12 protein-coding genes are annotated in these 14,873 nt (G+C 61.3%); 6 read left to right on the top strand and 6 right to left on the bottom strand.

The window, feature by feature from the left end; all coding sequences use genetic code 11:
* Positions 1 to 109: 109 nt before the first annotated feature.
* Positions 110 to 526, top strand: a complete 417-nt coding sequence (locus BFP92_RS27325; protein ID WP_065931891.1) for a c-type cytochrome — start codon at positions 110 to 112, stop codon at positions 524 to 526.
* Between the two features lie 133 nt (positions 527 to 659).
* On the top strand, positions 660 to 2,582 hold the full coding sequence (locus tag BFP92_RS27320; RefSeq protein ID WP_065931890.1) for an acetyl-CoA hydrolase/transferase C-terminal domain-containing protein: 1,923 nt from the start codon (positions 660 to 662) through the stop codon (positions 2,580 to 2,582).
* Between the two features lie 70 nt (positions 2,583 to 2,652).
* Here BFP92_RS27320 and BFP92_RS27315 read toward each other — a convergent pair whose 3' ends face one another.
* The gene (locus BFP92_RS27315; RefSeq protein WP_053258645.1) at positions 2,653 to 3,225 is read right to left on the bottom strand and encodes a xanthine phosphoribosyltransferase; all 573 of its coding nucleotides are present in this window, start codon (positions 3,223 to 3,225) and stop codon (positions 2,653 to 2,655) included.
* Between the two features lie 58 nt (positions 3,226 to 3,283).
* Positions 3,284 to 5,293, bottom strand: coding sequence for a DNA helicase Rep (gene rep, locus BFP92_RS27310; RefSeq protein ID WP_056860818.1), 2,010 nt, complete (start codon positions 5,291 to 5,293; stop codon positions 3,284 to 3,286).
* A 254-nt stretch (positions 5,294 to 5,547) separates the two neighbouring features.
* On the opposite strand from rep, the gene BFP92_RS27305 reads away from it, so the two are divergent.
* The gene (locus BFP92_RS27305) at positions 5,548 to 7,212 is read left to right on the top strand and encodes a putative bifunctional diguanylate cyclase/phosphodiesterase (protein ID WP_065931889.1); all 1,665 of its coding nucleotides are present in this window, start codon (positions 5,548 to 5,550) and stop codon (positions 7,210 to 7,212) included.
* A gap of 129 nt (positions 7,213 to 7,341) precedes the next feature.
* Here the strand turns inward: BFP92_RS27305 and BFP92_RS27300 are convergent, their stop codons facing one another.
* Complete coding sequence (locus BFP92_RS27300; RefSeq protein ID WP_065931888.1) at positions 7,342 to 8,745, bottom strand: NorM family multidrug efflux MATE transporter; 1,404 nt, start codon at positions 8,743 to 8,745, stop codon at positions 7,342 to 7,344.
* Between the two features lie 136 nt (positions 8,746 to 8,881).
* On the opposite strand from BFP92_RS27300, the gene BFP92_RS27295 reads away from it, so the two are divergent.
* On the top strand, positions 8,882 to 9,802 hold the full coding sequence (locus tag BFP92_RS27295) for a LysR substrate-binding domain-containing protein (protein ID WP_065931887.1): 921 nt from the start codon (positions 8,882 to 8,884) through the stop codon (positions 9,800 to 9,802).
* A 166-nt stretch (positions 9,803 to 9,968) separates the two neighbouring features.
* Positions 9,969 to 11,945: a methyl-accepting chemotaxis protein gene (locus BFP92_RS27290; protein ID WP_065931886.1), complete on the top strand. Its 1,977-nt coding sequence runs from the start codon at positions 9,969 to 9,971 to the stop codon at positions 11,943 to 11,945.
* 3 nt (positions 11,946 to 11,948) lie between these two features.
* On the opposite strand, the gene BFP92_RS31870 is transcribed toward BFP92_RS27290, so the two are convergent.
* The 3 genes from BFP92_RS31870 to BFP92_RS27280 all read right to left on the bottom strand — a co-directional run bounded on the left by BFP92_RS31870 (position 11,949) and on the right by BFP92_RS27280 (position 14,079).
* A complete protein-coding gene (locus BFP92_RS31870) occupies positions 11,949 to 12,092 on the bottom strand; it encodes a hypothetical protein (RefSeq protein WP_163005477.1) in 144 nt (47 codons plus the stop codon).
* Positions 12,093 to 12,096: 4 nt separating this feature from the next.
* Entirely contained in the window at positions 12,097 to 13,593 is a 1,497-nt protein-coding gene (locus BFP92_RS27285) for a YifB family Mg chelatase-like AAA ATPase (RefSeq protein ID WP_065931885.1), read from the bottom strand.
* A 225-nt stretch (positions 13,594 to 13,818) separates the two neighbouring features.
* Entirely contained in the window at positions 13,819 to 14,079 is a 261-nt protein-coding gene (locus tag BFP92_RS27280) for an accessory factor UbiK family protein (protein WP_065931884.1), read from the bottom strand.
* Positions 14,080 to 14,501: 422 nt separating this feature from the next.
* Between BFP92_RS27280 and glnK the strand changes: the two genes are divergently transcribed.
* Entirely contained in the window at positions 14,502 to 14,840 is a 339-nt protein-coding gene (glnK, locus tag BFP92_RS27275; RefSeq protein ID WP_002555808.1) for a P-II family nitrogen regulator, read from the top strand.
* The last annotated feature ends 33 nt before the right edge of the window (positions 14,841 to 14,873 follow it).

The raw sequence follows: 14,873 nt of genomic DNA, 5'->3' as shown, positions 1-14,873 counted from the left end.
AATAGGGTTGTTTCGGCCTGACGGGCTAACCGTTATACTTTCGCCGCCTGCGAAACCGTGGCCGCAGGCGTGAATAGCCACCATTGAGGGTGAACGCGTGAACCTAATTATGAAAATGCTGGCTGCACCAGCAACCGTACTGGCCCTATGGGCTGTCAGCGCTCAAGCTGCGACCAATGATGAGATTGCCAAGCGCCTGGAGCCTGTCGGCCAGGTGTGTGTCCAGGGCCAGGAATGCAAAGGGATGGAAGTTGCCGTGGCTGCGGGCGGCGGCGGTGGCGCGAAGACGCCGGATGACGTGATTGCCAAGCACTGCAATGCGTGCCACGGCACCGGTTTGCTGGGTGCACCAAAAATCGGTGACACCGCAGCCTGGAAAGACCGCGCCGACCACCAGGGCGGCCTCGACGGCTTGCTGGCCAAGGCCATCACCGGCCTGAATGCCATGCCGCCCAAAGGCACTTGCGCGGACTGCTCGGATGACGAGCTAAAAGGCGCAATCGAGAAGATGTCGGGTCTGAAATAAACCGATCTTCGCCAAAAAGCCGCTGACCAGCGGCTTTTTTGTGCCCGCGATTTGTACTTCGACGCTGTTCATTGCAGCAAAGACCCGGCAAGCTCGGTCCAACCCCTAATCACGGAATGTTCAGGAGGGTCGGATGGTGCAGTTGTGTTCAATCGAGCAAGCAGTTGACGACGTACTGGCGCGCTTGCCGGCGCATATCCACATGGGCATGCCGCTCGGTTTGGGCAAGCCCAACCTGTTCGTCAACGCGCTGTACCGGCGTATCGCCAAGCTGCCGGAGCGCGAGCTGACGATTTACACCGCACTCGCCCTGGGCCGCCCGACCCTGGGTGACGGGTTGCAGAAGCGCTTTCTGGAACCCTTTATCGAGCGGGTATTTGGTGATTATCCCGAGCTGGACTTTCTAGCGGATTTGCACAAGGACAGCCTGCCAAGGAACATCCGCGTGCAGCAGTTCTTCATGCAGCCCGGCAGCCTGCTGCACAGTACGTCGGCGCAGCAGGACTACGTCAGCAGCAACTACAGCCACGCTGCCCGCGATATCAACGCCGCCGGTTTGAACCTGGTGGCGCAATTGGTCGCCAGCAGCGCCGAGCACCCCGACCGGCTGAGCCTGAGCTGCAACCCCGATATCACCCTCGACCTGCTGCCGATGATTGCCAAGCGCCGCGAAGCAGGCGACACCATCCTTGTCGTCGGCCAGGTTCACAGCGATTTGCCCTATATGCCCGGCGATGCCGAACTGGGCATGGACGCCTTCGATTACCTGATCGACGAGAAGGACAGCACCACGCTGTTCTCCACACCGAATATGCCGGTCGGCTTTCAAGACCACTTTATCGGCTTGCATGCCAGCACCCTGGTGCGCGATGGCGGCACGTTGCAGATTGGCATTGGCTCGATGGGCGATGCGCTGACCGCCGCCTTGCTGGCGCGCCAGGCCGATAACGAAGCCTATCGCTTATTGCTGACGGACTTGGATGTGTATCAGTGGGCGCCATTAATCAGCCGCGAAGGCGGTGTCGAGCCCTTTGCCCGCGGCCTTTATGGGTGCAGCGAAATGTTCGTCAACGGCCTGCTGGTGCTGGCTGATGCCGGGATTATTCGGCGCAAGGTCTACCCGGATGTGACGACCCAGCAGCAGGCCAACGCCGGCACCCTGGATGACGCCGCGCAGCCCGACGGTGTTTCCATTCACGGCGGTTTCTTCCTCGGACCGCGCAGCTTTTACCAGCGGTTGCAGGAAATGACTCACGCCAAACGCCTCGAATTCAACATGACCGGCATCAGCTACATCAACGAGCTGTACGGGCAGGAGGAACTCAAGCGTCTGCAACGCCTGGATGCGCGCTTTATCAACAGCGCGATCATGGTGACGTTGCTCGGCGCAGGCGTGGCCGACCAGCTGGAAGACGGCCGCGTACTCAGCGGCGTGGGCGGGCAGTACAACTTTGTTGCGCAAGGCCATGCGCTGGAAGGCGCGCGTTCGATCCTGATTCTGCGCAGCTGGCGCGAGTCGGCGGGGGAGGTCAGTTCCAATATCGTCTGGGAGTACGGGCACTGCACCATCCCGCGGCACCTGCGGGATATCGTCATCACCGAATACGGCATTGCCGATTTGCGTGGTCAGACGGATGCCAAGGTGATCGAGGCGCTGCTTCAGGTCACCGACTCACGCTTCCAGACCGACCTGATCGAACAGGCGCAAAAGGCCGGCAAACTGCCCAAGGACTTCGAACTGGACCCACGCTTTTCCGACAATACGCCGGAGCGGCTCAAGGGCATTCAGGCGCGTCATCGCCGGTTGTTCCCGGAATATCCGTTGGGCACTGATTTTACCGATGAGGAACGGGACCTGTTGCGCGCCCTTAACTGGCTCAAGAGCAAATTCAAGCTGACGGAGATTCTGGAATTGGGCCGGGCGGCACTGGATGCGCCGGAGCCGGAGGCGTTTCCCGAGCATTTGAAGCGGATGCGGCTGGATCAGCCGGAGGGGTTGAAAGAGGATCTGTACCAGCGCTTATTGCTCGCCGGCCTGCAGGCCACCGCGCACTGACAGGCACCAAAAATCAAATGGGGGAGCTGGCAAGCCAGCTCCCCCATTTCTAATCGAGGTCAGGCAGTGATTACTCGATGAAGGTGACGACGCCACCGGCCAACGACTTCACCCGCGCCAGCGACTCCACCCGATAACCCTGCGCATCCAGCTCCGCACGGCCACCCTGGAACGACTTCTCGATCACAATCCCCAAGCCTGCAACGGTCGCGCCGGCTTGCTTGATGATCGAAATCAGCGCCTGGGACGCCTTGCCGTTGGCCAAAAAGTCATCGATCACCAGCACGCGGTCGCTGCTGGTCAGGTGCCGTGGGGAAATCGCCACGGTGCTTTCGACCTTCTTGGTGAAGGAATACACGGTCGCCGACAGCAGGTTTTCGGTCAACGTGAGGGACTGTTGCTTGCGGGCGAAGATCACCGGTACACCCAGGTTCAGACCGGTCATGATCGCCGGGGCGATGCCCGACGCTTCGATGGTGACGATCTTGGTGATGCCCGAGTCCTTGAACCGCGCAGCGAATTCGTCGCCGATCAACTTCATCAGCGCCGGGTCGATCTGGTGGTTCAAAAAGGCGTCAACCTTGAGGACCTGATCGGAAAGCACGATGCCTTCTTCGCGAATTTTCTTGTGCAGTGCTTCCACGGAAAGCTTCCTCTAATGGCGCGGTGTGCGCCGAAAGTAGATTAAAAAGTAGTCGATTCTAGCGCTTTAACATCGCGCGTATGTCCGCCAGGGCGGTGTTGCCGCGAACGGCCTTCACTTCGGTCGGGGTGTCGTCATTGCCTTCCCAGGCCAGATCGTCCGGCGGCAGTTCATCCAGGAACCGGCTGGGCGCACAATCGATGATCTCGCCGTATTGCTTGCGCTTGGCGGCAAAGGTGAAGGCCAGGGTCTGACGTGCACGGGTAATGCCCACGTAAGCCAGGCGCCGTTCTTCTTCGATGGTGTCAGCTTCAATGCTGGAGCGGTGCGGGAGGATTTCCTCTTCCATGCCCATGATGAACACGTAAGGGAATTCCAGGCCTTTGGACGCGTGCAAGGTCATCATCTGCACACCTTCAGCGCCGTCTTCTTCTTCCTGCTGGCGCTCAAGCATGTCGCGCAGCACCAGCTTGCCGATGGCGTCTTCGACGGTCATCTCGCCTTCTTCGTCCTTCTCCAGCGTGTTTTTCAACGCTTCGATCAGGAACCAGACGTTGCCCATGCGGTAATCCGCAGCCTTGTCGCTGGAACTGTTGGTGCGCAGCCAGTTTTCATAGTCGATGTCCATGACCATGCTGCGCAGGGCGCTGATCGGGTCTTCGCCGGCGCATTGCTCGCGCACCTTGTCCATGAAGCGCTTGAAGCGCGACAGGCGATCGGTGAAGCGCGTGTCCAGGTGCTCGCCCAGACCGATTTCGTCGGTGGCGGCGTACATCGAAATCTTGCGTTCGGTGGCGTAGTTACCGAGCTTTTCCAGGGTCGTCGAACCGATTTCCCGACGCGGCACGTTGATCACGCGCAGGAAGGCGTTGTCGTCATCCGGGTTCACGATCAGCCGGAAGTAGGCCATCAGGTCTTTTACTTCCTGGCGTCCGAAAAAGCTGTTGCCGCCTGAAAGGCGATACGGCACCTGGTGGTGCTGCAACTTCAGCTCGATCAGTTTGGCCTGGTAGTTACCGCGATACAGGATCGCAAAATCGCTGTAGGGCCGGTCGGTACGCAGGTGCAGGCTGAGGATTTCCACGGCCACGCGCTCGGCTTCGGCGTCTTCGTTGCGGCAGCGGATCACGCGGATCTCGTCGCCGTGACCCATCTCACTCCACAGTTGTTTTTCAAACTCGTGGGGGTTGTTGGAAATAAGCACGTTGGCGCAACGCAGGATACGGCTGGTGGAGCGGTAGTTCTGCTCCAGCATCACCACTTTCAGGGACGGGTAGTCGTCCTTGAGCAACATCAGGTTTTCCGGGCGCGCGCCACGCCAGGCGTAGATCGACTGGTCGTCGTCGCCTACCACGGTGAACTGGTTGCGCGTGCCGATCAGCATTTTCACCAGCAGGTATTGGCTGGCGTTGGTGTCCTGGTATTCGTCCACCAGCAGGTAGCGGACCTTGTTCTGCCATTTTTCGAGGATGTCGGCGTGTTCCTCGAACAGCTTTACCGGCAACAGGATCAGGTCGTCGAAGTCCACCGCGTTGAACGCCTTGAGCGTGCGCTGGTAGTGGGTGTAGACGATGGCGGCGGTCTGTTCCTTGGGGTTGCGCGCGTTTTCCAGGGCCTGGGGCGGCAGGATCAGGTCGTTTTTCCAGGCGCCGATCATGTTCTTGATCTCATCCACGCCGTCGTCGCCTGCGTACTCCTTTTGCATGATGTCAGTCATCAGCGACTTCACATCGGTCTCGTCGAAGATCGAGAAACCCGGCTTGTAGCCCAGCCGCGCATGCTCCTTGCGGATAATGTTCAAACCCAGGTTGTGGAAGGTACACACCGTGAGGCCACGGCCTTCGCCGCCCTTGAGCAGCGTGCCGACACGCTCCTTCATTTCGCGCGCGGCCTTGTTGGTAAAGGTCATGGCGACGATGTACTGGGCACGGATGCCGCAGTTCTGGATCAGGTGCGCGATCTTGCGGGTGATCACGCTGGTCTTGCCGGAGCCAGCACCGGCGAGCACCAATAGAGGGCCGCCGACGTAGTTCACGGCTTCTTGCTGCCGGGGATTGAGTCGGGACATACAGAAAATTCAGGAGTCGTTGTTCAAAAGGGCGGGCATTTTAACAGGCTGGCAAGATTCTGCTGCTTTAGAACGACGGTGTGACGTACCACTCGATCTAAATTTGCCGGTTTTGATACTTTGCCGCAGGATGTGGGCACTTGTACGACGAATGCTTGCAGCTGTCGTATTTGATAACCCCTATCATTGGTGATTATCAGGCCGCGCGTCATAATGCCCGCCGCCAAAAATTTTGCAGAGTCTAGGGAGCTAGCTTGTCTACGCCTGTCGAACCCTTGCGTTTGCTGCTACTGGCCGATGAGCCAGCGTGGGCAGCGTTGTTGCGCGAGTGCCTGGCGCCGATGGGCGATGGGGCTGTGCTGGTCAGCGCGCCCAACTGGGACTCGGTGAGCCGTCTGTTCGATGACGACCACAGTGCCGTGTTATTGACCACACCCAGCCTGCAACCCGGCCCAGGCCGTTGCAGCCTGCCGTGCATATTGCTGCTGGAGCAGGAACCGCTGGTTTCACCGCTGGGCGTGAGCGATTGGCTGGTCCTTGGTGCATTGGGCACCGATACCTTGCGCCGCTGCCTGCGCCACGTGCGTGAGCGCGGCGTGCTGGAAAACACCCTGCAGCGCCTGGCCGAACAGGACCCGCTCACCGGTATCGCCAACCGCCAGGGTTTCCAGACCTTGCTGGCAGCGCGTCTGGCCGAAAACGAAGGCCGTGGCCTGGCCCTCGGCCATCTGGACCTCGATAACTTCCGTCACGCCAACGACGCCTTGGGCCATCAGGCTGGCGATCGCTTGATCCTGCAAGTGGTCTCGCGGCTCAAGAGCCAGCTCGAAGCCGGCGATCAACTGGCGCGCCTGGGCAGCGACGAATTCGCCCTGTTGATCGACACCCGCCGTGCGCCCCAGCGCGCCGAGTGGATGGCCGAGCGCATTACCGAAGCCATGGCCGAGCCGTATTGGGTGGATGGCGAAAGCCTGCTGATCGGCTGCAGCCTGGGCGTGGCACACGCCCGTGCCCGCGCCGGGGCCGACCCGCTGATGTGGCACGCGCACATCGCCATGCAGCAGGCCAAAAGTACTCAGGGCTGCACCTTTCATATCTTCAATGAACGCATCAACCGCAACGCCCGCAGCCTGGCCGACCTGGAGAGTGAACTGCGCCGTGCGTTGCGTCGCGACGAACTGGAGCTGCATTACCAGCCGCGCCTGGACCTGGACGACGGGCATATCGTCGGCCTGGAAGCTTTGGTGCGCTGGCGCCACGGCGAGCGTGGCCTGTTGCCGCCCAGCGAGTTCGTGCCCTTGGCCGAACAGAGTGGCCTGATTGTGCCGCTGGGTTACTGGGTGATCTCCCGCGCCCTGCGCGACATGCAAGACCTGCGCGAACGCGGCCTGCCGCCATTGCACATGGCGGTCAACCTGTCGTTTCGCCAGTTCCAGGACAGCCAGCTGCTTTCCACGTTGAGCCGGCTGATTGCCGAGCGTGGCGTGGAGGCGCAGTGGCTGGAATTCGAGCTGACCGAAACCGCCGTGATGCGCCGCAGTGACCTGGTCAAGCAGACCATGGACGCCCTTGGCCGCCTGGGTGTGCGGTTTTCCCTGGACGATTTCGGCACCGGTTTTTCCTCGTTCGTGCACCTCAATAGCCTGCCGATTGCCTTGCTGAAGATCGACAAGAGCTTTGTCGGCGGCATGGAAGAGCGCGAAGAAAACCGCAAGCTGGTGCACGCCATGATCAACCTGGCCCACAACCTCAACCTGGAAGTGGTCGCCGAGGGTGTGGAAACCCCTGAGCAGCTGGCGTTGTTGCGGCTGTTTGGGTGTGATCAGGCTCAGGGTTACCTGATCAGCAAGCCGTTGCCGTTGCCGGAGTTGGTGGAGTATTTGACGTTCGGCAAGAGCCAGCAGGCGCTGCTGGGCTAAGGGTTGTAAACCCAATCAAAAATGTGGGAGCTGGCTTGCCTGCGATAGCGGTAGGCCAGCCAGCCAATTTGGCACCTGACACACCGCCATCGCAGGCAAGCCAGCTCCCACATTGACCGAGTACATGCTTCAGTCTGGCTGCATGGCTTGAAATTGCGTGTGCACTTCAGGCTCCTGCCGAATCATCCGCTTCATCTTCGCCTCAAACGCCCACGTCAGGCTGACGGCCGCACACGCCAGCCCAAGCGCCAACCCCCACCACACGCCCGTTGGCCCCCAGCCCAGCGTGAACGCCATCAACCACGCCGACGGCGCGCCGATCAGCCAGTAACACCCGAGCCCGACCAGGAAGGTGGTCTTGGCGTCCTTCAGCCCGCGAATACAGCCCATGGCAATGGTCTGCACGCCGTCGAACAATTCAAACCAGGCTGCCACGGCCAACAGGCTGACCGCCAGCACGATGACGTCATGGAAAGCTGGGTCGTTATGGTCCAGAAACAGCCCGATAAGCGCATCGGAAAACAGCCACAGCACCACGGCAAACCCCAACATCACCAATGCGCCAAAACCGATCCCGACCCGCCCGGCCATGCGAGCCTGCAGCAATTTCCCGGCGCCGTAATGCTGGCCGATGCGCATGGTGATCGCGTAGGACATCCCCGCCGGCACCATGAACGCCACCGAAACGATTTGCAGGGCAATCTGATGCGCTGCCAATTGCGTACTGCCCATGGTGCCCATGCACAGCGCCGCGAAGGCGAACAAGCCGACCTCCACCGCGTAGGTGCCGCCAATCGGCAGGCCCAGGCGCCACAGCTCACGCAGATACTGCGTGTTAAGGCGCAACAGGCCCGTGCCGAGCGGGTAGGCCGCATAAGCGCGGTTGCTGCGGATGTACCACATCAACGCCAGGGCCATGCAGTTGGCGACGATCGCTGTGACCAGGCCGATGCCCATCAAGCCGAGCTTCGGCAGACCGAACATGCCCTCGATCAGCGCATGGTTGAGCAGGTAGTTAATGACGGTGCCGCCCAGGCTGATCACCATCACCGGTGTCGCCTTGCCGATGGCGCTGGTAAAGCCGCGCAACGCCATGAAGCTCAGGTAGCCGGGCAGGGCGAACGGCAGGATGGTCAAGAATTGCCCCGCCGCCTGCACGTTGGTTTCGGTCTGGCCAAACATCAGCAGCACCGGCTTGAGGTTCCACAGCAGCAAACCGGCCACCAACGCCATCAGCCAGGCGAGCCAGAGCCCGGCCTGGGTCAGGCGCGTGGCGCCTTCGATGTCACCGGCACCCTGGCGGATGGCGACCAGCGTGCCGACGGCGGCAATCACGCCGATACAGAAAATCGCCACAAACGAATAACTCGCCGCGCCCAGGCCTCCACCGGCCAGGGCTTCGGGGCTCAGGCGGGCCATCATCAGGGTGTCGGTCAGCACCATCAGCATGTGCGCCAACTGTGAGGCAATCAACGGCCCTGACAGCCGCAGAATAGCCCAGAGTTCAGTACGCACCGGATGTTGCATGATCATCACGCTCAAAAAGTCAGAGGTTGGGGAAAGGGTTGATTCTCGGCGCTCCTGGCGCATTACACAAAAGGATAAAAGCGATCACTCGCATGATTAAAACTCATGCTAGGGTGGGGTATTGCTCTGAGGAGGTTCTTTCATGCCACGTCGTCTGCCTCCGCTGTATGCCTTGCGCGCCTTTGAAGCCGCGTCCCGGCACAACTCATTCACCCGTGCGGCGGATGAGCTTTCCATTACGCAAAGTGCGGTCAGCCGGCATATCCGCACGCTCGAAGAACACTTCGCCTGCCGCCTGTTCCAGCGCAGTGGCCGCAACCTGCAGCTCACCGAAGCGGCGCGTCTGCTGTTGCCCGGCGTGCGCGAAGGTTTCGCGGCGCTGGAGCGCGCCTGCCACACCCTGAACGCCGAAGACGATATCCTGCGCATGAAGGCGCCGCCGACCCTGACCATGCGCTGGTTGCTGGCGCGGCTCAGCCGTTTCCGCGCCTTGCAGCCGGGCAATGAGGTGCAACTGACCAGCGCATGGATGAGCGTGGATGAAGTGGACTTCAACCAGGAACCCTTCGACTGCGCTGTATTGCTGAGCTACGGGCACTTCCCGGCGGATTGGGAGGCCTGTTACCTGTTCCCCGAATTACTGATCCCTGTGGGCGCGCCTAACCTGCTCAATGACGGCCCCTGGGATATCCCGCGCCTGGCAAGCGCTGAGCTCCTGCACCCCACGCCCGACCGCCGTGACTGGCGCAATTGGCTGGAGCGCATGGGTTTGTCGTCTCAGGTGTCGCTCAAGGGCGGGCAGGTGTTCGATACCCTGGAGTTGGGCATGATCGCCGCCGCGCGGGGTTACGGCGTGTCCATGGGCGATTTGCTGATGGTGGCCGAAGAAGTGGCCCAGGGCCGCTTGAGCCTGCCGTGGCCGACGGCGGTGGCCAGTGGGGAAAATTACTACCTGGTGTGGCCGAAAACCCGCCCCGGTGGGGAGCGCTTGCGGCGATTGGCGGAGTTTCTTCAAGGCGAAGTCAACGCCATGGAATTGCCCCAGGTTGAACGCCTTGCCTAGCCCTTCGATGCAATCGTTTGCGCGATACCCCTGTGTATCGCTCAAGTATTGCCCGCGCTTGCCGAAGAAGGTGTGTTGGAACCCCCGTTTCCAGCGTTTCCCACCCGATAATTTGCCGAGCTGCGCTAAGAGATCAGGATGATCCTGGCCCCGGCCAGGAGCTGTCATGTCTCAACCTCGCGCTCGGATCGCCTCCCAGTTAGGCCTTGCCCTGGCCGTCATTTTGGCGGTCGTCATCAGCGGCAGTACGGTATTTGCCCTGCGTTCCCTCGACTCGGCCAACCTCGACACCCGCGAGGAACACCTGGCCAGCGAGGCCCGCTTGCTGGCCGACCAACTCAACACCTTCCACAGCACCTTGCGCGAGAGCACTCAGCGATTGAGCGGGCTGTTTGAAAAGCGCTTTGGCGCCGGCTTGAGCGTGCGCCCGGACCAACAGGTTGCGGTGGCCGGTGTGCAGACCCCAAGCCTGCTCCTGGGCGATGAGGTGTTGAACAACAACTTCGCAGAGGTGGACGAGTTCAAGCAGATGTCCGGCGGGGTGGCCACGGTGTTTGTGCGCAGTGGCGAAGACTTCATCCGCATCAGCACCTCACTGACCAAACAAGACGGCAATCGCGCTATCGGGACTGTGCTGGATCACCAGCATCCGGCCTACCAGCGCCTTTTGGCCGGGCAGAATTACATTGGGCGGGCGGTGTTGTTTGAGCGTGCCTACATGACCCAGTACAGCCCCGTGCGCGATGCCGCCGGCAAGGTGATCGCCGTGTTGTTTATCGGCTTTGATTACACCGACGAGCAAAAGGCCCAGTTCGACAACCTCAAACGCTTCCGTATCGGCCACACCGGCTCGCTCGCCTTGTTGGACGAGCAGAAGCACTGGCTGGTGCCGCCGGCGGGTGTGCAGGCGCTGGATCAGGCGGTCCCGGTGATGCTCGATCTGGCCAAGAGCCCAGGCAAAGGCCGCTTCTGGAGCGACAAGGACGAAGACTTCTACAGCGTTGCGGTGCCGTTCGATGGCGGGCCGTGGTCGGTGGTGGCGAGTATGCCGAAGTCCGAAATACGTGCAGTCACGTGGGCAGTCGGTATTCGCCTGGTGATCGGCAGCGTGCTGGCGATGTTGCTGGCAGTAGGCGCGGCGGTGTGGTTGCTGCGCAGCAAATTGCAGCCTTTGAGCGACTTGGTACGCCAGGCCGAAGCCTTGGGCGCCGGCGATTTGAGCGCGCGCTTGAATGTGTCCAGCCATGACGAAATCGGCCAGTTGGCGAGCAGCTTCAACCAGATGGGTGAGGCGCTGTCGACCATGGTCTCGCACATCCGTAAAGCGGCCGAAGAGGTCAACAGCCGGGCTCAGGCGTTGTCCGGCCTGTCGGGTGGGGCCTATGAGGGCATGGAGCAGCAGTCCGGCGAAATCACCAGCATGGCCGGCGCAGTGGAAGAGTTCAGCGCCACCTCGCTGAACATCGCCGACAACATGGGCAATACCGAGCGACTGGCCCAGGAAAACGCCCAGCAGACGCGTATTGGCCGCACCTCGATGCAAGAGGCGTCGTCGTCGCTGGAGCATATCGCCACCGCCCTCAACAGCACGGCCACGGTGATCAACACCTTGGGCCAGCGCTCCCAGGAAATTGGCGGGATTGTCGGCGTGATCACCTCGATTGCCGAGCAAACCAACCTGCTGGCGCTCAACGCCGCCATCGAGGCGGCGCGGGCCGGTGAACAAGGCCGGGGCTTTGCGGTGGTTGCCGACGAAGTGCGCAACCTGGCCTCGCGCACGCGCCAGGCCACCGACGAAATCTCGGTGATGATCCAAAGCATCCAGCAGGAAACCGGCAACGCCATCAGCACCATGGAACACGGCAACGCGTTGATGCAGGAAGGCCTGTCGCGCAACGCCGACGTGGCCTCGGCCCTGGCGCGCATCGACGAGCAAAGCCGTTCGGCAGGCCAGCAGTTTGCCGCCATTACCACTGCGACCCAGGAGCAGAGCAGCACGGCCAACGTGCTGAGCAGCAACTTGCAGAGCATTGCATTGGCCAACAGCGAACAGCGCGAAGTGGTGTCCAACCTGGCCATTACCGCCAAGGAACTGGAAACCCTGGCGGCAGGCTTGCGGCAGGAGGTCGACCGTTTTCGTTAAGGCTTAATGCTCGCCTAGGCCTGGGTCCACGCGCTTGCCGATATCCTTGAGGCGCGCCAGTTGGTCGACCATCCCCGGTGCCTCGTCCATGCTGGTGACGAAGGTCCACAGACAGGTCAGGACCGCGTGTGCTGTGTTTCCCCGCATAGGCTTAACCCATTGCGGCGGGCCGGTACTGCAAGGCTTCCTGCAAATGATGCCGGGCGATATTTTCCACCCGCTCAAGGTCCGCCAGGGTGCGCGCCACCTTGAGCAAACGGTGGGCTGCGCGCAGGGACAAGGTCAGTCGTTCGCAGGCGCTTTCCAGCCAGCTTTCATCGGCCTTTGCCAGTTGGCAGTGCTTGCGCAGGCCTGGCAGGTCCAGGAAGGCATTGGCGCAGCCTTGGCGTTTTTGCTGGCGCTCACGGGCCTCGGCGACTTCCGTCGAGGCTGTTGCGGTATTGTCGCCATCCTGTGGGAGCGGGTTCAGCGCGGTGGCTTCCCGGGCAACAGTGAGGTGCAAGTCGATCCGATCCAGCAATGGCCCCGACAGCTTGTTGCGGTAGCGCTGGATTTGCTCCGGCGTACACCGACAGCGCCCGCTGGGTTCGCCCAGGTAGCCGCAAGGGCAGGGGTTCATGGCGGCCACCAATTGAAACCGTGCCGGGAAACTCACCCGGTCACGGGCGCGGGAGATCACGATGTGCCCGGATTCGAGCGGCTCGCGCAGCACTTCCAGCACCTTGCGATCAAACTCCGGCAGCTCATCCAGAAACAGCACGCCATGATGGGCCAGGGTGATTTCCCCCGGCTGCGGTTTTGACCCGCCGCCTACCAGCGCCGGCCCCGACGCCGAATGATGCGGCTGACGGAACGGGCGGTGCGGCCAATGGCTCAATGGCGCCAGGCTGACCACTGACTGAATGGCCGCCACTTCCAGGGCTTCCTGCTCACTCAAGGGCGGCAGCAAGCCAGGCAGGCGGCTGGCGAGCAAGGTCTTGCCGGTACCGGGTGGCCCGCTTAACAGCAGGTTGTGCGCGCCGGCCGCCGCGATCAGCAGTGCACGCTTGGCGGCCAATTGGCCTTGCACCTCACTCAAATCCGGGTAGGGCTTGTTCAAGTACAGCAAACCGTCGGATTTATACGGCTCAATCGGCACAACCCCATTCAGGTGCGCCACCACTTGCAGCAAGTGGTCCACCGCAATCACCTTCAACCCCGACGCCAGGCACGCCTCCTCGGCATTCGCCCGCGGCACTATCACGGTGCGCCCGGCCTTGCGTGCGGCCAGTGCGGCCGGCAGCACACCCTTGACCGCCCGCACCTCACCCGACAGTGCCAATTCCCCCAGGCATTCCACGTCATCGAGCATCAATGCCGGCACCTGCACGCTGGCGGCCAGGATGCCCAAGGCAATCGCCAAATCAAAACGCCCGCCATCCTTGGGCAGGTCGGCGGGCGCGAGGTTGAGGGTGATACGACGGGCCGGGTATTGCAGGGCGCAGTTGAGGATGGCGCTGCGCACGCGGTCCTTGCTTTCCTTCACGGCGGTTTCCGGCAGGCCCACCAAGGTCAGCGAGGGAAGACCATTGGCCATATGCACTTCGACGGTAACGGCGGGGGCTTCTACGCCAATTTGGGCACGGCTGTGGACGATGGCGAGGGACATGCTCGTTCCTTGAGTGGGAGGCCGCTTCCTGCGGGTTTTTCAAGGGTAGACGAGGTGAGATGCTTTCGAGGGCGGGAGGTTTTACTGAACGTATCCAAAGAGCGATGCAAAACAGCTGTGGGAGCGGGCTTGCTCGCGAATGCGGTGGGTCAGCCAACATCCAGGTGTCTGACAGATTGCATTCGCGAGCAAGCCCGCTCCCACATTTTGACCGAGTTGTGACCGTTATTCGGCAGCGGGTGCCAACCGCGCTTCCAGCTCCGCTACCTTCGCTTCCAGACTCTCCAGCCGCGCACGGGTGCGGGCCAGTACGACCATCTGGCTGTCAAATTCTTCCCGGCTCACCAGGTCGAGCTTGCTGAAGCCGCTTTGCAGCAGGGCCTTGAACTGGCTTTCGATTTCGTTGCGGGGCAGCGGGGTTTCGCCGCTGAACAGGCGAGAGGCGTGGCCGCTCAGGGCGTCGAGGAGGTCTTTGGGCGCGAGCATGGGAAATATTCCGGAAAACTGTTGGCCGGCAGTGTATCACGCAGCGTCTATAGTCTTTTTTACGGCCGCGGGCGCACGCTTTTCGCGCAGAGGGCCGGGCGGTGGCGCACTGTTTTTGTGCGCATTGGTGCCGCGCAAACGCCCTGCGGGTGGGCATAAGTGGGCAAAGGACTGATTTCAGTGATTTTTACGGAGCTGGCAAGGTTTCTGCTTAGACGATCATGACCCATGCACTGATGCAGTCGCTGTGACGAATGCAGTGCGCCGACGGATCAGGGGTACAGGTTTCGTCACCAGTGGTTCGCTGGCGTCGCGACGGCAAATGCCGAGGCGACGACGCGTTACAAAGCCAGGCACTGCGCTTAGACTTGAGACGGGTTTGTTTTCCTGGGGCAAGTCCACCAATTCGGGAGAGAGTTTTCATGAAGCTAGTCACTGCCATCATCAAGCCGTTCAAGTTGGACGATGTTCGCGAGTCACTGTCCGAGATCGGCGTGCAGGGCATTACCGTTACTGAGGTCAAAGGCTTCGGTCGGCAGAAGGGTCACACCGAGCTGTATCGCGGCGCGGAATACGTGGTCGATTTCCTGCCAAAGGTGAAGATTGATGTCGCCATTGACGACAAGGATCTTGACCGGGTTATCGAGGCGATAACCAAGGCGGCCAACACCGGCAAGATCGGTGACGGCAAGATCTTTGTGGTCAATCTGGAACAGGCTATTCGCATCCGTACCGGCGAAACCGATACCGACGCAATCTAAGCCGCCAAACCCCCAACGCCCCAGGAGAAAACA

The sequence above is a fragment of the Pseudomonas sp. 58 R 3 genome (genome assembly GCF_900006605.1).
Lineage (GTDB): Bacteria > Pseudomonadota > Gammaproteobacteria > Pseudomonadales > Pseudomonadaceae > Aquipseudomonas > Aquipseudomonas salomonii.
This window is presented reverse-complemented; position numbering and strand designations above follow the sequence as displayed.